The 20,873-nt window shown below is 33.5% G+C and carries 15 protein-coding genes; 1 reads left to right on the top strand and 14 read right to left on the bottom strand.

Annotation, left to right across the window (positions count from 1 at the left end):
* Window positions 1-56: 56 nt before the first annotated feature.
* The 9 genes from FF125_RS06155 to FF125_RS06195 form a co-directional block, all read right to left on the bottom strand.
* Window positions 57-1,646: an N-acyl-D-amino-acid deacylase family protein gene (locus FF125_RS06155; RefSeq protein WP_138948941.1), complete on the bottom strand. Its 1,590-nt coding sequence runs from the start codon at window positions 1,644-1,646 to the stop codon at window positions 57-59.
* A gap of 106 nt (window positions 1,647-1,752) precedes the next feature.
* Complete coding sequence (locus FF125_RS06160; RefSeq protein WP_138948942.1) at window positions 1,753-2,523, bottom strand: DNA alkylation repair protein; 771 nt, start codon at window positions 2,521-2,523, stop codon at window positions 1,753-1,755.
* Window positions 2,524-2,543: 20 nt separating this feature from the next.
* A complete protein-coding gene (locus FF125_RS06165; RefSeq protein ID WP_138948943.1) occupies window positions 2,544-4,724 on the bottom strand; it encodes an acylase in 2,181 nt (726 codons plus the stop codon).
* A 42-nt stretch (window positions 4,725-4,766) separates the two neighbouring features.
* Window positions 4,767-5,675 (bottom strand): serine hydrolase, encoded by a 909-nt coding sequence (locus FF125_RS06170; protein WP_250629692.1) that lies wholly within the window; start codon window positions 5,673-5,675, stop codon window positions 4,767-4,769.
* Window positions 5,676-5,695: 20 nt separating this feature from the next.
* Window positions 5,696-7,348, bottom strand: coding sequence for an N-acyl-D-amino-acid deacylase family protein (locus tag FF125_RS06175; protein ID WP_138948944.1), 1,653 nt, complete (start codon window positions 7,346-7,348; stop codon window positions 5,696-5,698).
* A gap of 116 nt (window positions 7,349-7,464) precedes the next feature.
* The gene (locus FF125_RS06180) at window positions 7,465-8,286 is read right to left on the bottom strand and encodes a CHRD domain-containing protein (protein ID WP_138948945.1); all 822 of its coding nucleotides are present in this window, start codon (window positions 8,284-8,286) and stop codon (window positions 7,465-7,467) included.
* Window positions 8,287-8,643: 357 nt separating this feature from the next.
* Window positions 8,644-9,063, bottom strand: a complete 420-nt coding sequence (locus tag FF125_RS06185; RefSeq protein ID WP_138948946.1) for a DUF1801 domain-containing protein — start codon at window positions 9,061-9,063, stop codon at window positions 8,644-8,646.
* A gap of 152 nt (window positions 9,064-9,215) precedes the next feature.
* Window positions 9,216-9,530, bottom strand: a complete 315-nt coding sequence (locus FF125_RS06190; RefSeq protein ID WP_138948947.1) for a hypothetical protein — start codon at window positions 9,528-9,530, stop codon at window positions 9,216-9,218.
* Between the two features lie 185 nt (window positions 9,531-9,715).
* Window positions 9,716-10,714, bottom strand: a complete 999-nt coding sequence (locus FF125_RS06195; RefSeq protein WP_138948948.1) for a YhdH/YhfP family quinone oxidoreductase — start codon at window positions 10,712-10,714, stop codon at window positions 9,716-9,718.
* A 141-nt stretch (window positions 10,715-10,855) separates the two neighbouring features.
* Here FF125_RS06195 and FF125_RS06200 point away from each other — a divergent pair, with 141 nt between their 5' ends.
* Complete coding sequence (locus tag FF125_RS06200; protein WP_117884327.1) at window positions 10,856-11,179, top strand: winged helix-turn-helix transcriptional regulator; 324 nt, start codon at window positions 10,856-10,858, stop codon at window positions 11,177-11,179.
* A 64-nt stretch (window positions 11,180-11,243) separates the two neighbouring features.
* Here the strand turns inward: FF125_RS06200 and FF125_RS06205 are convergent, their stop codons facing one another.
* The 5 genes from FF125_RS06205 to FF125_RS06225 all read right to left on the bottom strand — a co-directional run bounded on the left by FF125_RS06205 (window position 11,244) and on the right by FF125_RS06225 (window position 20,755).
* Entirely contained in the window at window positions 11,244-13,049 is a 1,806-nt protein-coding gene (locus FF125_RS06205) for a glycoside hydrolase family 2 protein (protein ID WP_138948949.1), read from the bottom strand.
* Between the two features lie 244 nt (window positions 13,050-13,293).
* Window positions 13,294-14,481, bottom strand: a complete 1,188-nt coding sequence (locus FF125_RS06210) for a BaiN/RdsA family NAD(P)/FAD-dependent oxidoreductase (protein ID WP_138948950.1) — start codon at window positions 14,479-14,481, stop codon at window positions 13,294-13,296.
* 152 nt (window positions 14,482-14,633) lie between these two features.
* Window positions 14,634-16,478, bottom strand: coding sequence for a PLP-dependent aminotransferase family protein (locus FF125_RS06215; protein ID WP_138948951.1), 1,845 nt, complete (start codon window positions 16,476-16,478; stop codon window positions 14,634-14,636).
* Window positions 16,479-16,625: 147 nt separating this feature from the next.
* On the bottom strand, window positions 16,626-19,391 hold the full coding sequence (locus FF125_RS06220; protein WP_138948952.1) for a DUF6493 family protein: 2,766 nt from the start codon (window positions 19,389-19,391) through the stop codon (window positions 16,626-16,628).
* A complete protein-coding gene (locus FF125_RS06225) occupies window positions 19,388-20,755 on the bottom strand; it encodes an SWIM zinc finger family protein (RefSeq protein WP_138948953.1) in 1,368 nt (455 codons plus the stop codon). Before FF125_RS06225 ends, FF125_RS06220 begins: the two co-directional genes overlap by 4 nt.
* Between the last annotated feature and the right edge of the window lie 118 nt (window positions 20,756-20,873).

Here is a 20,873-nt window from a genome sequence, read left to right on the forward strand (position 1 = left end):
CTACACTTTTGAAGTACAAAAAAGAGTATAATTTTAGCTCTAACAGCATTAATGGTTTATTCAGGCAACAACACCTTACCACTTAATTCAACGGCAAGTTTTCCATGATCCCTAACCAATTTTCCATTAACCAACACTTGGTCAAAACCTGTTGCTAATTGATGTGGATTCACATAGTCCGCTGGTGCTTTTATGTTTTTTGGATCAAAAATGAGAATGTCTGCTTTGTTGCCAATGGTAAGGGTTCCACGTTTTTTTAGTTGTAGAATTTCAGCAGCATATGAAGTCATTTTACGTACAGCTTCTTCTAAATTTAAGATACTATCTTTTACCACATAGGTCTCAATAATTTTGGCAAATGTACCATGACCACGAGGGTGATGACCTGTTTTACTACCATCAGAACAGATTCCAATAATCGGGTCTTTTAAAAAGGTTTCTTGTAATTCTTTATTCATTACAAAATAAGCCCCAGAGGAACCTTGTGGACCTAAATCGTCAATTAAAAACTGTTCAAAAGGTTTGTTTTTTGAAGCAGCTGCCTCTGCTAATGTTTTTCCGGTATAAGGAGCAGAACCTAATAAGGTTGCTTCTGGTCCATTTCGTAGATTCACTTTGTTTCTAATAAAATCTTCTAATTCTTTTCTCCTGTTTTTCTTAGCTATTGCAAATTGTTGAGGTGTTTTAGACCAATCGGGGAAAACAATGGAAATACCTGTATAACTTGCCATATATGGATACATATCGGCTGTTATTTGAATTCCAGACTTTCTGATTTTTTTGATGGTATCTAAAATTTCATTGGCTCTTTCTTGTCCTTTACCGTAAACCGATTTTAAATGAGAAATATGAACACGTGCATTTGATCCTTGTCGGCTCAATTCTTTAATAGATTCTATGACTGCATCATCATCTTCATTACGCATATGGCTCATTACCATTTTGTTTTGCTCACCTGCTATTGCTGCCAAGGCTACTAATTCACTTTCTTCAGCGTATAAACCTGGTGCATATTCTAGTCCCGTTGACAAACCAAAAGTATATTTTAAACGCTCCTTTAATAATGATTTTAATTTTTCCAATTGAACCTCATTAATTTTAGATTTGACACCAATGCCTGCTAAATTTCGCAAGGTGCCATGCCCCACAAATTCAATAATATTTACGCCTAAATTTTGCTCATTAACGTTGTCTAAATACCCTTTTAAATCTTTACTATTAGTACTAGAACCATCTTGACCCAATACAATACTGGTAACACCCATGGCTAAAAAATTCTCAAAATCAGGAGTACTTAAAGGGTTTCCATGAGCGTGTAGATCTATAAACCCCGGACTCACAGTTTTGCCTTTTGCATCAATTGTTTTGCCAATTTTTAACTCAGGGTTGGTCAAATTACCGATGTAAACAATACTATCACCATTTATATAAATAGTTGATGTATAAGCTGGTTTACCTGATCCGTCGATTATAGTGCCATTAATGATAGCAACATCAACAGCATTAATGTTAGGTTGAACAACAGTTTCTTGTCTTTCGATTTGTGACTCTTTTTCGCTTTTTATTTTTTCATTCTTACATGACGTAACGGTTATGAATAGTAGGATAAAAGCTAAAAGGAAATATTTAGATGAGGAAGTTTTCATTGATTGTTTAAATTAAATTGTTTATTACCTAATATGATATGTACGTCACCCTGAAACGAGTGCTGCATGACGTCTTTATTTATTATTGCTATAACAAGCAATTAGATTATTTAATAATTTTTAATGCCCATTGATCTTGAGCTTTTAATAAATTTCTTAGTGCATGTTTTAAAATCCATTTTCTTTCTTTAGTAGGATTCACATTCCATTTTTCTATTAAATTTCTTCCAATTTCAGGATTGTCTTTTAAGATATCATTTATACAATTGGCAACCGATTTTTGAACATATTTGGAAGGGTCATTTTTTAAATTATTCAAGATGGGGATAATAGGTGTTGGATTTTCTATAAATACATCCAATTTTTTTGCCCATGGTAATCTTGGCCTCACACCTTCACTAGACAATCTTCTAATATGTTTATTTTGATGTTGTGACCATGTTGTTAACATGGCTAATGTTTTTTTTGTATCGTTTACTAAATAAGGACGAATAGCATATTCTCCTGTATTTCTTTTAGTAATTTCAGCTATGGCGTTCATGGAAATATCAAAATGTCCCATGCCGTATTTTTCAACATATTTGGCAATAGGCATAATCCAATAATAATTGGTAAACATACCTGTCTCTTTCTCGTTTTCTGGACCTAAAATGGCCACAAGTATTTTTATGTTTTCGGGTATTGAATTCCCTAAATGCATATGGAAGGTGTCAGCAATGAGCTCAACACGGTCTTTTAATTCCAAAGCATCAATTTTACCGACAACAGTACTAACAAATTGGTCTCTCGGAAAATTAGAATCTTCGCCAAGGATTTTATCTGAAAGCATTTCTGCAAGTTCCTGATCAAACCAATATTTTAACTTTTTGAATGCCATTTATTATTAAAAGGTATTACTTATTCTTTATCTCCCGGATGATATGTTTTTTCAGCTCTGGCTTCTACATCTTCACGGTAATAAGGCACATTTTTAAATTCAACGTCTGCGTAGCGTTGAGCTTGATCGTCAAAATGAGGAGAATTGGGATCTCCACTTTGTCCACCTGCTAGCATTGATTTCGCTTTTACCTTATCACCAAATTCTACCACAGCCACAAAACTGTTTCCTCTGGTGCCATAAATACGTTTTGTTTTTTGTTTAGAACGCATGCCAAATGCAGCTAAAGCACCCCATCTCGCCGTTGTTAAGCCAACCGCAATGCTTGGAGCGTTATCATCGAATTTTTGCTCAATAGCTCCTGTTAAACGTTGATATCTGCTAATTTCTCCCCATGGGGTATTCCACGTTCCAAAATCTTCAGTGAGATGAGAAATACTTTTCTTTAACATCGTTAATCTTTCTGCCATAGGAGATTTTTTTCCCATAAAAGCAACTTTTTCCATTTCGTTTAATCCATTTGGAAAATTACCTTCACGGAGGTAAAATTGACCATAAAAATGAGCTAAAGACATGGCGACACTCTCTTTAGAAACAGAAAAATCCCATTTGTGTAAAACATCGATGGCTTCTTTTAGTTCTGGATCTTTTGGTGAAGATTTGTCATAGGCATCAATTAATCCTGGTATAGAAATTTCAAAAGCAGGCAAATAAGGATCGTAAGCCATAGTTATCAGTTTATCAATCGTTAAATCCTTACTTTTTTCTAATAATCGGATGGCATGCACACCTCTAAAATTCTCACGATCAAGTGACATATAATTTGGGTAATCCTCCTGTTTAGGACTATTTTCACCCGCACTTGTAAAAGGGGTAGAGTTACAATTTTGAATCCAACCCACTTCAGGATTTATCACCGTAATGTTTTCATCAACAGTATGTAACCCGTTCCAATCGGTTTCAGGGTTACTTCCATCGACAGGATTGGTATAATCAAATTTCACATTACGCTTTGGTATAAAGTTCCCATGATAGTACGCAATATTTCCGCCCGCATCAGCATATACCGTATTGTTAGAAGAATTGGTACGGATGTTCATCATTTCTCTAAACTCTTGGTGTCCATTTAGTTTGGTACGTGTAAAGGATTGCTCCAAGGCTTTTACGGGATCCCACATAATGGCTGTTGTTACCCAATTGGAATCAATGGCATGTGTTATTGGACCGCGATGGGTTCTAAACATGTTGAATTTTTTCTCCGTTAGAGAATCACCAACTTTATATTTCAAGGCAACTTCAAGCTCTTTAACAGGACGTTGTTCGTCTCCGTATGTATAGGTATATCCGTTATCTGTTTTAGTAATGTCTTCTAAAAATTCATCTTTAATATCGGTATAGGTTGAGGTATGCATCCATCCCGTTTTCTCATTAAATCCTTGATACACAAAAAACTGCCCCCAAGTAACCGCTCCATAAGCATTTAAACCTTCTTCACTCACCACATGAACTTCACCACGGAAAAAGAAAGAAGTATGTGGGTTAATTAGTAACATAGCTTTACCAGATGCTGTACGCTTACCTGAAATGGCAAATCCGTTAGAGCCTGCTGGTTCTTTTTCTAAGAAAGGTTCTTCAGTTTCATTAAAGGCAATTTTTTCTGTGGCATTTTCCTTTCCATAAAACGCTCCAATTTTTTTAGTTGAAATACCTTCAATATCGCCACCAATGGAGCCTTCACTAAAATACATGGGCATCCAAGGTTCAAAACGGTTTAATAATCTCGGTGTAACTTCAGGATGTGTAAACAAATAATAATTGATTCCATCCGCAAAAGCGTTACATAACTTTTTTAACCACTCCGGACTTTTCTCATAATTAGCAATGGCTTCGTCTTCGGTCATATATAATTTTGCACGCAAATCACTATATAAAGCGTTTTCACCTTCAACTTCCGCCAAGCGACCAGTAGCCCAAATATAATTTTGCTCCACCCGATTAAAATCATCTTCACATTGAGCATACAATAAGCCAAAAACAGCATCGGCATCTGTTTTGCCATAAATATGTGGTACACCAAAATTGTCACGAATAATTTCAATGTTTTCTGCTTGGTCTTGCCAATGTTGTACTTCTTCTGAAACTTTTGGAGACTGTTTACAACCTATAACAAGCAGTAAAAGGAGAATGGAAAGATATTTCATTTTTGAGTTTAATTTTAGCGTATGGTAGTAAATGTAGTTAATTTAATTAGTACTGACATAATCATAAATGGTCTTAGAAATTCTAGCTAACTGTTGGGTTGCTGTATCTGAATTTTTAATGTTTTTAGAAAGAATTACTAAAACGTATGACTTGCCATCTGGTAAATACACAATTCCTGCGTCATGATGAACACCTGTTATGGAACCTGTTTTATGTGCTACTTTTAACGTTTTAGGTAAATATTTCGGAATTATACTTTTAAACAGCTGATCTTCTAAAACAGCAATCATAGCTTTTGAATCTGCTTCTGAACCTGCTTTATGTTGGGCAATGGCTTTCATAATTATCATTAAATCTCTTGCAGTCGTTGAGTTACTCAGACCCTTTTCAAACGCTTTTAAATCTTCTACACCACGTAAAACTTCGATGTCTTTAGCTCCTAAATCACGCATGGTTGCCGTTACTTTTTTAGCATCTACCAATTCAATTAAGACATTGGTAGCTAAATTACTACTTGCGGTTATCATGCTGTACATTAAATCTTTTATCGCAACTTTTTTGTTAATTTTATTGTAGACAATATGGTCACTATCAACGCCAATATCCATACTGTATAAACTACTATCTACAATACTTTTGAATTCATTTTTTAAGAAAACGGAATCATTTAGGTTAAACTTTCCTTGAGCTGCTTGCTTAAAAAGTTCAATCATCACTGGGACTTTCATGGTACTTGCGGCATGAAATTTTTCGTCAATATTTATAAATAGACTGTCTTCTGGTGCTGAGAGATTAAAAAAGGCAACGGCTACTGTTCCGTCAATAGAATCAATCTGCGATAAGATTGTTGATTCAAGGTTTTCTTTATGAGATGTTTCTTTTTTACAGGAACTAATCGCTACTAAAAAAAGAAGAAGCAAACCTGTCGTCATTGTATTTTTAAGAGTCATTATTCAGTTCATTTTAGGGTTTATTTTCTATAACCAGGACCGTGCACAACTCTTCCTGGCTTTTTATTGGTATGTTCACCACCTTTTAATACTTGTGTTCCGTTTACAAAAACATGCATCATACCACTAGCATATTGATGTGGTTTTTCAAAAGTGGCATGATCTTCAATTTTATCAAAATCAAAAACAACAATGTCGGCATAATTACCCACCTTAAGACTACCGCGTTTTTTAAGCTTTAGATTTGTTGCAGGTAAAAATGTTAATTTTCGGATGGCTTCTTCTAGAGAGATGACTTTCTCATCTCTAGTATATTTACCTATAACTCGTGCAAAATTACCGTAAGCACGTGGATGTGTACTGTATTTTAAAAAGTCACCTTCAGCTGCGTAAGAACCTGCATCAGAACAAAAACTCATCCAAGGTAAAGCCACTTGTTTTTTCACATTTTCTTCAGACATCATAAAGTATACGGTACTTACGTCACTTCCGTTTTGTACTACCAAGTCCATCGCGGTTTCTTCGGGTGAAGTATTTCTCATTTTAGCTACTTCAGCTAAGGTTTTTCCGGTTAAATATCTAAGGCTGTCATTGCTAAATCCGGCCAATATCATTTTCTCAGCAGAACCTGCAGCTTGCATTAAACTTTCCCATTCAATGGCAGGTTTCCGCATGTCTTCTAATACTTTTTTACGAATTTTAGGGTCTTGTAAACGTTCTGCCCATTTGTTATAACCACCTTCTTGAACCCATGGAGGCATGGACGCATCTAAACCTGTTGAACCTGCAATATAACTATACATATTCGCGGTAATGGTTAATCCAGCTTTTCTTGCAGAGTCAATTTTGGCAACAACGGCGTCATATTTATGCCAATTGTCTTTTCCACTCATTTTAAGATGGTAAATTTCGGCTCGAATATTCGCTTCTTTAGCTATTCGAAGGAGTTCATCGATACTTTCTAATAATTTATTTCCTTCACTACGGATATGTGAGGTGTATAACCCATCATATTTTGCAGCAACTTTAGAGATTTCAATTAATTCTTCGGTGGATGAGTAAAAGGCAGGAGCATAAATCAATGAAGATCCGATACCCATGGCACCTTCTTCCATTGCCTGTGTTACCATTATTTTCATGGAGTCTAATTCTTCTTCTGTAGGAGCTCTATCTTCATAACCCACAGTATTAATTCGCAACGTAGTGGCTCCGATAAAAGAAGCAATATTGGGAGAGACGCCTTTATCAACTAGGGCATTTAATTTGTCGTTTAAAGAAATCCATTCTATGGTATTATTTACTGTATCTACTTTCTTTGTTGGGCCCATAGAAGTTCCTTCTCCAAAAACTTCTAGAGTAACACCTTGTTTTATATCGCCAAGAGATCGTCCATCTGTATTTAATGCTGCGGAAGCCCAGCTTAACATATTGATAAAGCCGGGAGAAACCACCAAACCAGTGGCGTCAATTTCCTGATTAGCTGTTTTATTTTTTAAATCGCCTATGGCAGCAATAGTATCTGCATTAATGCCAATATCTCCAATACTAAATGTGTTTCCTGTTCCATCTATTATTTTACCGTTTTGTATTAGAATGTCATAATCAGGTTGCTTTGTACAACTTAACATTGACAAAAAGGAAAAAAAAATGACAGTTATTTTTAGTATATTCATCTGTAAGAGCGTAGTTTAGGTTTAGGATTAACGAAGTTACAATTATTATGGAAATTGAAGGTAAAAAAAAAGACTATCATTTCTGACAGTCTTATCATCGGTATAAAAATACTTTATTATCTTATTTGTCCACGCATTAAACCTCCAGGATAATCACTAGAGTGTACATTAACGTAAAGGGCATCAGTTTTTAATGTAGCAAGCATATCAGCATCTAAGATCATAGTTTTAGTCACACCCAATTGTGTGTCATCAGTCAACTCAAGGTTGATTTGAACGTCACCGTTTACAGTGGCATCTCCGCTATGAATATGACCAGCAGTAATGGCGTCTCCTGTTTGTAAATCTGTAACAGATACATTATAATAAACTTTATCTCCTATAATTCTAAAAATGGCAGTTCCACTATCATTTCGATCTGTGATCGAAGGAATTTCATTAGTTGGTGATAACATTACATTATAGGCCTCATCTATTACTTGGTCTAATTGACCACGAACCAATCCATTAGGGTTTTCAGTTGAATGTACATTAACATATACATCATCGCCTAATAGTGTTTCCACTTGAGCCTCTGTTAATTGTACAATTCCCGTAGCTTCATTGCCTTGAAATACAATATCGGTACCATTTACTAAGCTAATAGCGGGTGCACCTGTAGAAACAGGATCGCCGGTATGTAAGTGTGCCACAGTTAATTCATCGCTTGCTGAAAGATCATTAACAACAATTGAAAATTCAATTTGATTTTCTGAATTTAAAACCAATAAAAATGTTCCCGTTTCATCTCTGTTTTCAACAATTGGAATTTCATTTTCTGTAGTTAAGGAAATATTTCCTGACGCAATAATAGTTGGTCCTGAACCATCAGTGTCATTACAACTTGTTGTAAAACCTATTAAAACCGTACAACATATTAATAATAGTGCTTTTTTCATTGAGATATAGTTAAGTTTTTACCTACTTCAGTTTTGAGTCTTTTTTCGGCTAGTTCCGACTTAATTAATGATGCCTTAGTTGCTGAAGGGTTGTGTATAAAAATGAATTATTTTTTTACTATTACAAAATACGCTATAAATGAGAAGTTTAATTGATGCATTTCCACAAGTTGATGGCTCAAATGCTAAAAATTTAGCATATTTTTAAATTTACCGTCATTTGGAAGTATCAATTCGTTTTATGGCTAACTAATATTGACTGTGTTTAATTGTTTTATAATAACCGAAAAGTTAGAAAATTTAGTTTTTAGTAGCGAAAGATTATTTTTGAAATAGAAAATTATAAATTTTAGTCTTTTAAGCCCCAAGTAGGGGTAAATGCTTAATCTTATGGTATGTTAAAGCCATTGAAATACAGTGCTTTAATTCGGTTTCAGGGATGTTGTCATTAAGTTTAAAAACAATGGCTCTATTCCCTTCAAATTCAAATGTGTCTTTATAAATTGTTTTAAAAGTAGTTACTAATTTAGAAGTGCATTTGAAGTAAATGGCAAATTGTTCTGGTGTTTTAGTCTTCCAATCGATTCTAACAGTACTGCCGATTTTGGATAGATAACTAGGTTCTCCCCATTTTAAAGTTTCTTCTAAATTTTCAAGGCCTTCAATTTCGGAAGCAGCTTCTATAATTAGAGCTCTTAATTGATTCATTTGTTGTTGAACCTCTGGTGGATAAGCGTTAAAAACTTCTTTAGTTTTTGGGTTAGTGGTTAATTTCATTGTATTCTAAACGTTATTTTAGTTTCCAACATCCTACTACAAATTCTGATAATAGTAAAAGGATTATTCAAATATAACGATAAAAGCTGAGGTTAATTAAAATATGAGTTCTCTGGTGCTTTAACGATAAATGACAGGTTAATAGGGGGTGATTAATTTTGAACATCAGTAGAGGTACTGGTTTTCTTAAGTTTAGATGTATTGTAAAGTTTTATACATCCCATAATTACAACATGAGTAAGTACGAATATGGCTCCAAAAAATAATACACCAAGTGAATTTCCATATCTTAAATTAGTAGAATCTAAAAGTACATATAGCATTATTAGTGAATAAATTGCGAAACATAAAGCATTCCATTTGTAAAAGTTTTTATGTTCAGCCGAGAACAAGTTATAAGCTAAAAAAACAAACATTACCGCATATGCAATGTAAAGGATATTAAATTCGATAGTGGTTGGAATCATTTTTTTATTTCTATGTTTCGCATAACCTTAAAGCTCTAAGGTTAATTTTATTTGTTCAATTTTTATAATGATACTAAAATGATAATGATAACTAAAAAATGAAAAGTTACGCTTGTATAAACGTAACTTCTCAATGTTTAAATTTAAGTTTTTATTTTTTAGCTACTATAATGAGAGATGTTTATTTATACTTCTAATGTAACCAAGGTTCTTCCTTTTAATTTTCCTTTTAATATTAAAGCAATCTTTTCATTTAATTCATTTAAAGATATTTCATCAGCAGCTTCGGTTAATTGGTCATTTTTCCATTCCTTAGATAACTTATTCCATACTTTTTCTCTGTAGGTCATTGGGTAGTTTTGAGAGTCTATACCAATTAACGTAACACCTCTTAAAATAAAAGGAAAAACGGTTAAATCAAGCTTTGGAGAAGCCACATTTCCGCAGCAAGTTACAACACCCATTGGATGTGTAGATTTAATGATGTTTTCTAGAATCACACCACCTACGGTATCAATACCTCCAGCAAAACGTGACTTTAAAAGAGGCTTTTTGTCCATTTTTTCAAAATCTTTTCGCAATACAATTTCATCAGCTCCAAGTTTCTTTAAAAATTCAATTTCAGTTTCTTTACTTGTAATTGCCACAGTTTTATAGCCCAGTTTTTTTAATATAGTGATGCTTAATGAACCTACACCTCCGGTAGCACCTGAAACTATGATCGGTCCATCTTCGGGCTTAACTATTTCGCTTAATCTTAATACTGACATTCCTGCGGTTAATCCTGCCGTTCCAATAGTCATTGCTTCCTTCATGGTTAGATTTTCGGGTAGCTTTACCACCCAATCTTCTGGTACTTTAACATATTGAGCAAAGCCACCATCTGTATTCATTCCTAAATCGTAACTGGTGACAATAACTTGGTCTGATACTTTAAATTTATTAGATTCGGATGACACTATTGTACCGGCCGCATCAACTCCTGGGGTATGCGGATAATTTCGCGTTACGCCTTTATTACCAATACTAGACAACGCATCTTTGTAGTTTAAAGAACTGTAGTGTACTTTTATCAGTAATTCACCTTTTTCCAAGGGCGTAAAAGGTATTTCTTTAATTGAAGAAATATAGTTTCCGTCTTTCTCTTCTACTCTAAAGGCTTTGTATTTTGATTGCTTGTTCATAGTTGCTGTTTCTATATGTTTTACTTACTTTTACAACAAATTTCGGTCAAAATATTCTGATATACAAGAGCTTACAAATTGTTCACTAACGAACATTTTGTTCCGTTTTGTCTGTTTATAAAGCGTTTAAGCATAAAAAAAATGAAAAAAAGTTATTGTCCTATTGATACTTTTATAAATACAATTAAGGGGAAAAGAAAAGGCACCATCATTTTACATCTTTTTCAAGGAGATAAGAGGTATAGTGAGTTGGTTAGATTAATGCCTGATATTAGTGAACGTATGATTTCTAAACAACTTAAGGAGTTGGAGAAAGATAGTTTGATTCACAGACAAGTATTCCCAGAAGTGCCACCTAGGGTAGAGTATAGCTTAACAAAGCTGGGCAAAGACATACATCCTGTTTTAAAAGGAATGTATAAAGGTGGCTTACTTTTTGAAAATAGTATTGAAAGTGTCGATTAATTATGAAACACTATCTCACTTAACAAATTGACCTTTGAATCTATAAAACAAATATGACAAGGTTTTAATTATTTTCGTTTAGGTAATAGTCACGAAGGATAAAAAATGCCTGCTTTTTCATTCCTTGTTCAGATATTAACCCTTTTCTATTAAAATCATCTTGAATTCTTTTTAATGGACGTCTTGAAGAACGGAAGTCCATCAAAATCCATGGAGATAAACCTGCTAAAAAATCAATATTTCTCATCATCTCAATATTGGTTCTATAGACCTCTGCTTGATATTCTTCTGTCCAACGTTCATTCTTTTCACCATGTAAACCGTATAATGCTCCACCACCTACTTCACTCATAATCATAGGTTTGTTATAGGTACTAGCCCATTTTAATTTTGAACAACTCTCGGTTGATCCAGCATACCATCCACAATAATTATTTATACCAATTACGTCTACAGCTTTTCCAAGAGGATCTTCTATTAAGTTTTCATCTTTGCCATAACCTTGCGTATCTAAAGCAGCGGTAATTAATCGGGTATTATCAAGTTCTCTAGCTTGTTCCACTAGATTCTCTATAAAAGACAATCGTGCCTCACTTTCAGGTGTTTCATTGGCCATTGACCATAAAACAATTGCAGCTCGGTTTTTATCACGCGAAATCATTTCGGTAAGTTGATTCTTTGCGTTCGCATAGGTATCTTTATTTTCAAATTGTATGGTCCAATACACTGGTATTTCAGACCAAATTATAAAGCCCATTTTTTCTGCTTCACGCACCATTGTTTCACTATGAGGGTAGTGTGCCAATCGTATAAAATTACAACCTAATTCTTTTGCCCAATCTAACAGTATTTTACATTCTTCTTTAGAAACAACACGTCCTGTTTTGAACGGGGCTTCTTCATGAATACTAATCCCTTTTAAAAAGATATCTTTTCCATTTAATAAGATTTTAGTGCCTTTGGTTTCTATGGTTCTAAATCCAATTTGATCTGTAATTTTATCCGTTGCTGTTTTTAAAATGACTTCATACGTTTTAGGATTTTCAGGCTCCCAAAGTACTGGCTTCGTCTTCATAGAAAATTTAGCGATACCATTTTGTACAACGGTATTTACATTTTTTTTAAGTTCAGGGATGCTTACGTTTACAGCATCACCATCTTTTCCATTTTTAACAGACACCCAACCTTCAATAGTTTTGGTATTTCCTTTTGGTAACTGAATTGAATAATCGGCTATATGCGATATTGGCGTTTTAACTAAATGTACTGATCTTGTAATTCCTCCATAATTCCACCAATCTTGATTTACAGTAGGTACATTTTCTTTTTTCCGTTTGTTATCTACTTTTACAACTACAAAATTATTTCCTTCTTTCAATTTATCAGTAACTTCAAATTGAAATGGGGTATAACCACCTACGTGAGAACCGATACGTTCACCATTAAGATATACGATAGCTTCATAATTAACAGCTTCAAAATATAAGAAAGCCAATTCATTACTATCAATAGTATAATTAAAGTCTTTTTTGTACCAAACCGTACCTTCATAATAGTACAATTTGTCCATTTGCGTATTCCAATCACCAGGAACCATCAATTGCGAACTGGTATCAAAGTTATATTCGATGAGGTCAGATGGTGATTCCATTTTTTTATTTTTAAAGTATCCATCATCTTTTACCTGTAATCTATGGTTGTAATAACCATTCTCAAGAGGATCGACAATAATATCCCACATGCCATTTAATTCTATTTTTTCTCTCGAGTCAATATTTTGTAATAAGTCAGAAAATCCAGTTTCTTGAGCTGTTAGTGGTGTATTTAAAATAATTACAAATACAATTAGGATGCTTTTAATTAATTTCATGGTTGGTTTTTGTTCAAGGTTATTCTTTTCAACATTTATTTTTTTTAATGTAAACCTTAATTTTTAATAGGGCTAATGCTGTTGAAAACAATAATAAATGTGTTTATGAAAGTGTTGTTTTTTAACAGAACTAAGTTAATGAAAGATAATGAGTGAGCAGTTAAATGCGGTTAAAATTTTTCCGATATTATCATCATACATACTTAAAAAAGTACTTGGAAAAAATTCAAAAGTTACTGTTGATTTACTCTTTGTTATTTAGGTGTCTCGCTAATGATACGCCCATACTTGCACAGGCTTGTAATAGATATCCACCAGTAGGAGCATCCCAGTCTACCATTTCGCCAATACAATATTGATGGGGTAAAACTACAAGTTCAAAATTTTTAGAAATTGCTTTTAAATCAATTCCTCCTACGGTAGAAATGGCTTCGTCAATGGGAGCGGTATTCATTATTTCTAAAGGAAATTCTTTGATGTTTTTAGTTAGTATATCTATATTTAAATAGGATGCTTTTGGTAGATAGGTTTTTAATAGATCAATTTGAGATGTACTTAGTTTTAGTTCTTTTTTTAAGGTCTCCGTGGTATTTCTATAAGTAGATAATGTTAGTTTAGAATGTACATTTTCTACAGTAAGCGAAGGTTTAAAATCAATAAAAATCGTTGCATTTGATTTTGCATTCAACTGTTCTCTAATTTGTGGACTTAATCCGTAAATGGAATTTCCTTCTAATCCAAATTTAGTAATAACTGCTTCTCCTTTCTGAGTAATGGAATTGCAAGTAATAGTGATATTTTTTAATGGAGTTCCTTCATGCTTTTTAATAAAATCAGGTTTCCAATCAATTTGATATCCACAGTTTGAGGCTTGAAATGCTTTTGTCTTAATTCCCTTTTTAGAAAAAATATCTCGCCAGATGCCGTCAGATCCCGTAATTTTCCAACTGCCACCGCCTAATGAGAAGACGGTATAGTCTGTTTGTGTTGTTTTGTTATTAAGTATAGGATTGTTATGATTATCCCAACCAGAAAAAGTTTGCTCATATTTGATAATGACTCCTTTTTCTTTGAGGGTATTGAGAATGGCATTCAGCACTTCAATAGGTTTAATTCCTTCTGTTGGATACACTCTTTTGCTGCTTCCTACATAGGTGGAAATCTCAATTTGATCAAGCCAATTTCTAAAATCAGTATTCGTGAAGTCAAGTAATGCTTTATCTAAGAAATTATTTGGAGTATAGCGTTTAATAAATTTATCAATTGATTCTGAGTGTGTTAAGTTAAAACCACCTTTACCAGCAACTAAAAATTTACGACCAGCCGTTTTGTTTTTTTCATAGATAGTAATCGCAAATTTTTCAGCATCTAAAAAAGCAGCCAATACTAAAGCTGATGGTCCGCCACCTATAATTGCAATTTGTTTTTTCATGAAACGAAAATAGTTGTTATTTAAATGCCTAAAACACTATTCGTTAATAGCATACTGTATTTGGTTAAGCCATGATTTAATTTGATGTTACCTCATATATATTATACCACAATACGCCTCAAATATGAGGTTTTTGGCACCTTTCAAGTTATCTAAATACCTTCAACAAATTTTAAAAAGACTTTTTTATGAAGGTCAAGATCCATATTTGGAGAAAGTGAGGCACGTACAATATAATCTTTATCACCTTCTTTGGTTGTTCCTTGTGTTGAGGTGGCTGGTATTGTCCAATAACATCCTTTTAACTGACCATAACTCACACAGAACTTACTCTCATTAGGAATTTCTGTAATCATTAAATTGATTAACTTTAAATTCAAAGCTCTTTTATAGGTCTCTTTTTCTTCATCAGTTTTTCCTTTTGTAGGAAGATCTAATGAAAACACAGAAGGGGTAAATCCTTGTGCTGCCAACTCTTTTGAAACAAAATTAATTTTCGCATCTGGTAATACGTCATGGATAAAGTTTACAAATTCACGCGTATTTTTATAAGCATCAGCTATCCTTTGATTCATAGAAGGCAACTGTTTTGCTAATATCTCATATTGAAAAGCTGTAGCTTCATTATCGCAAATTGTTAGATGCAATTCTATTTTGTCCATCAATGCTGCCGTTTTTGTGTTTCCTACACAATAGCCAGCAGTACATTTTCCACCACTAGGGAATTTTGAGCCACTAGCAAATGAAATAGTCCTAACGGTTGATAGTATGTCACCTTCGCCTAAAAAGTGGACATTTGGACAAAATGTTTGATCTAAAATAAATACAGGATCGATGGCTATATTACCCGTTGGAGTTTTTCTTTCTTTATGTAAAGCTTCTTTTAATTTTTTTAGATCAGGAACTTCAACTCTCGGATTTGTTGGAATTTCAGCTATGATGTATGGAATGGCATCTTCTTTGGCAATTTTATCTAAAACGATAGTAATACTTTGTACCATATCATTATCACCATCTACAGGTAAATCTACTATTTCAACATTGTCAATACAAGCGGCAACACGTCTGGCTTGATCATTTGTACCACCATAACAATTAGGAGGAACAATGAATTTGATTGCTTTACCTTTATGATTTTCTAAAGCATCATGAATAAGCCCCATCATAATAGCATATTGAATGGATAATCCACTTGAAGCCACGAGTGGTTTCGTAGTTGTATTTGTAATTTTTACAATGGAATCTAATACACTTGTTTTATTAGGCTCGCTAATATTTTTCTTAGTTTCGATAGAAGATTTTGCTATAAGCGACTTTAAAGCAGCGAGAGCATTAGCTGGCGTCATAGCAATGGTTTCTCTTCGTCTTACATGCTGAATATCGGAAACATAATTTTCATTTTGTTTGCCATTTAAAACTAAAACACTACCCAATTGTCCATAAAGCCCTATGAAAAAGTCAATCTTTGAATTTGTATGAATTGCACCAATTTCATCTTGTTCTGAAATAAAGATTGTACTTCCATTAAACTCAGAAATGTCATCTGTGTTTTCCACTTTCTTTAGCTCAAAGTTGTAACCATACACACGTTTTATGATTTCAGCATCAAAAAAGGCTGGTAAAGCTTCCGTATAAACGATTTGTGTATTTTTATGAGCTAATAAATTTTTTCTTAGCACAGCCAAAACAGGAACTGACTTAGACGAAAAACTGATTACATTTTCTGATTTTAAATCATGTAATTTAGCAATGGCCCATTCGAGTACGCAAGATAAAGGATGACCTAAACGAATGTAATCATACGCAGTTGGTAAATTATTCAGTGCTGCAGCTTCAGAATTATGATCATTAAATAACGTTTCAAACTGCTCTAAAAATTGAGTTTTCGCCAACTTTTCATCATAAATATCTAATCGATGCGTTGTCATACTCAACCAGCCAGTTGGCATATTTTCTAATACCTCATTAATAAAATTGAGAATTCTATTTTCTTCCATTATTTTCACCTTTATATAGACTGGCAAGGTACAATTAATTAGATTTTTTTTTAGGTATTTCAGCGTGTATTATTAGGCTTCGTCAAAAAATAATTAGCAATGACTTTATAGTTCACCTAATGAATAACTAAAGAGTTTAACTATTATTTATTCATATAAACTCAATATTTTTTTCACTTCTTTTTTAATAGAATTTATCTGTTGCATTTTATGTAGTGTTGCAGCTATATTTTTAGGTATAGGCTTATTTACAATCTGTAAGACTTCATAATAGTAATGCAGAATTTTACTAAAGCCTTTGGGGATGTTTTCAAGGGTAATATTGGTAAGAATTACTTCAATGGTTTGATGTAATACATCTATAAACACGCCTTTTAATTGGAATAAACGATCAAACTGTTCTGCAACACGTGCCATAGGAATAGCATTTGCTTCATTGGCAACCAATTTAGATGTGGCCAGTGTGAATTCATCCAAATTTAAATACTGATGCGTTATAAGCAACTCTAACCAATCAAAAGCACCGGTACGAATGGGTGTTTTGCTACAAAATAAAGATAAAGTAAGAAATAAATAGCCTGCTTTATGAAGTGGTACTGGGTGTTCTGCGTTATATTTTACTACTTCTAAAATAGACTTTGTTTCGCTGGCTTCTATATCTGACAGGTAGTTAAATGCGTTTAAAATTAGGTTTACATATAAAGGGTCTTGTAAATAACCATCTCTAGAAAACCAATGGCTTACATCTGCAATAATAAATTCTGTATTGGTTAAGTGATGTTCTAAGTAACTATTTTGAGTTACGTTTACGGTATAAATATCTGCATGTTTTATATTTTGTTCTAAATATGCCCAGCTATATTTTCGATCTTCAGAATATCTGCGTGCAACGGTCCAGTCCCATTCGGTAGGCGTTTTATACCAATCTTGGTTTTCATGTTTTGATATGGTGGCTTCAATCGCTTTGTTCGGATTTTTAAGAGTGTAAGCCGTTAGCCAAATGGAATCTAGATTTTTTATTTTTTGGGGATTAAAACTGGCCTTGTCATCTAATAAAAAGGCAAGAATGTCATCATGTTCTTGAGATATAGATGGTCTTTCTTTTGGTATGGGAGACCATCTGTTTAGCCTACACATTGCAGTACAGAAATCGGTTTCATTGGGTATTTGATTTACTTTTTTATAAAGTTCTAAGCGTTCAAAAAAGACAATAGGATCAATTTCAAAATGGTTATGTGTTGGTGTACTCAACAATGGAAGTACTTTTTTAAGCTGAATTTGATCTAAGACATATACCACTCTTTTAAATCGATAATACAACGCATACCATCTATTGGCAGTATATAAAAAACGGTCTTCTTTTTTTACTTTTTGCTCCCATTCCTGTTTTTCCATACTGAAATTTGATGGAGTAGGCGAGAGCCACATACAAATAAGTTCAGCCACCATAACATGATGTACACCTACACGAGCTGTAATATCTAAATATTGTTCTTCTGCAATTCTTTTGGCTTGTTTTAATGCAGGTTGTAAGGTTTTATAATTGGTGTCTTTGAGGTTATAGTATCTAAGAATACCTTCTAGAAATAATTCGTAATCTAACACATCATTGCTTTTAAGCACTTTAGAAGTTAGAAAAATGAAATCATCTTCACTATCTATATATTGTATCTTGTTTTTGGCATTACAAGGTTCTGGAATATATGCTTTCTGGAGATATGTGTCATAAGAAACAGCAACTTCACTTTCTCCTAATAAAGCACTCAATGCTGACTTTACTTCAGAATGCATTGTGTCTATAAAAGGAAGTAGAGCTTCTTTTACCTCTTCATTTGGTTCAGGTAAAAGTTCATAACATTTTTGTGCAGCCAATTGTACTTTATTATCTTCTTGAAGAAAAATAGGGGCTAAATTTACACAGCATAGTTCAACGAGGTTTTTGTCTTTTTTTAATCCTTTGTAAAGAATTGCCAAAGCCGTTTTTAGTCCACCAGTTAATTTTTCTGAATAGACAATGCCATCTAACGAGTTTATAAAAAGGTTCCAGTCAAATGATTTGTGGTTCGCAATTTTCTTTAACTCTTGTAATCCAAAATTAACAAGTAAATTTCTGTCATTATATAACAGTTGTATCAATTGATTTTGGCAAACACTATTTTCTTCAGCTGTAAAAGCTAAATCTCTATAAATGTTTTTTGCCCATCCATGCGTGGTCTGTTTAAGCGTTGGGTTATTAAAGGCTTCAAATAACTTTTGCTGAATAGTGGCTCTAGGTATGCGACCACTAGTTACTAATTCTATAATAATGGCAGCTATATTAAATTCTCTATCTAAAAAGAAAGCACTATCTACACCCAATTCCATTTCAAAAACAGCCATTAATATGTCTATTGTAAAATCGTCTTGAGGAAAGAAAGCATAGAATTTTTCTTTCATGCCTTCTTTAAAATCCTTGCTGTAACTGGCTCCATGCCATACATTGAATCGTGTTAAGCAGGCCACAAATATTTGACGATCAAAAGGGACTTTTCCTCTGTTGTATAATTCTCTAATTACACTGTACGGAATTCTTGTTAAAAAACTTTCTGGAGATGCGATATCAGCTTTTATTTCTTGATATCGTTTTTCTGGATTTTCTAAATTATAAAACACAATTAATTCCGCAATATCTACGTCATCAAGTGTTTGTAAATCAATGTCTAGCTCTTTTATATTTAAAACACTGGAGTGTATTCTAGCCACAATACGAAGTATAAGACTTTGTTTTGCAGTATAATTCTCAGTAGACAACTTTAGCAGATGTTCATCAAGATATTTCCGTTCTTCCCATACTTTTCCTTTAATCCAATTACAAGTGCCTGTTACTTCTTCATTTTTTATACGGAGTTCATAGTCTTTACAAATTTTTTTCATAATTCAAATTCTTCAAGTAATTGTTTTAATTCTTTTTCAGTATTGTTCTTTAATATTTGTGTTGCCAGAATATGTTTACATGCACCTCTACTCGTTTGATGAGTGGCAAACCATGTGCAGGTACACAACGTTTTATGAGGCGTAATAATTACTTTATGAAAAAGACCGCTACCTTTTATTTTTGTTTCTGTTTCTTCATCTGAATTTTTCACCCATTCATAGTCCCCCTTTTTTATAAGTTTGAGTGCATTTTTGTATCGCGGATTTAAACTTTCTACGCTACTCATTTTAAAAGGTAGTTTTCGGTAATAGTAGTTACCTTCATTTAAATCAAAACCAAGCAAGCCCATGGCCGAAAGACGTGTAGCTACACTTTTAAATTCGATAGAAGGAAGGTCTTTTAAAATAGGGTCATCTGGCGAAAATTCTTCATTAATATGAGCATAGGTATTTAGTTTTTGCATCCATTCTTCAGGAATATCTTCTATCAAATTTTCTAATGTATTTCCTTCTCCAGAAAATCCTCTCCAAAAACTTCTTGAAAGTATGGCTGTAAAGCGGACATTAGAGAGTTCAAATTGAAAAGCGGTAGCTTGTTCTGACTCGGTAATATAAATTATAAGTTTCTGGGCAAGTGGACGAAGATTTTCTAAGAGTCGCAACCGATGAATACCACCAATGCAGATGCTTCCCTTTGTATTTATTGGAGATAGAGCCGGCTTTTTACCTCTAAAATTTAAGTAGTAATCATCTTTAACATCTCCTTTGGGTATTGCTCTAAAAAGTAATTGTATTTGCAATTTGTCTAGCACGGCTACTTCCTTCATGGCTGCACTTAACAACTGTACGGTTGCCATACCTTTAATCCATCGAATAGGGAGCGAAACTTTTTTCTCAATTACCTTATGATCTTGTTTTTGCATGACAAACTCTTTTTTTCCTATTGAAAAAAAGACATGTTCACCTTTGTTAATTTTGCTTAATGCAGCAATCATTTCGGTATTGAAGTCTACGTTTGTAGTGCCTTGTTGTAAAAACTCACCATCTAACGCCTCTGGTAAAATAGTTACTTTTCCGTAAACGCTGCAACACGATGAAAAACCTTCTAAACGAAGTTTTTCTCCTCCGGCTGTAATTACAGGATCACGTAATGCACTGCCAAGAGGCATAAAATTAGAAGCTACAATTTTAGATAGCGTTAGTAGGCTTCTAGCAATGGTATACGGTTCTTTAAGTTTTCCCCAAAAGAAACAAGGGACTTCTTTTTCTTCAAAAGACTCGTTATAGTGAGATAAAAAAATTTCGCTTCCGTTCTTTCCTTTTGTAATTGTAGAAGGCTCGTTGTATTGATAGGTAATGTCCATTAAAACGTTGGTTTTATGCTTTTGTTATGCAGAACGATTGTGCATTGTACTGTTATATTCAAAAATATCAATTCCATTTATTTTTAACGACATTTTTTGTTAAAAGGTATTTGATAGA

Origin of the sequence: Aureibaculum algae (assembly GCF_006065315.1) — a bacterium.
In the GTDB taxonomy this organism is placed as follows: Bacteria; Bacteroidota; Bacteroidia; order Flavobacteriales; family Flavobacteriaceae; genus Aureibaculum; species Aureibaculum algae.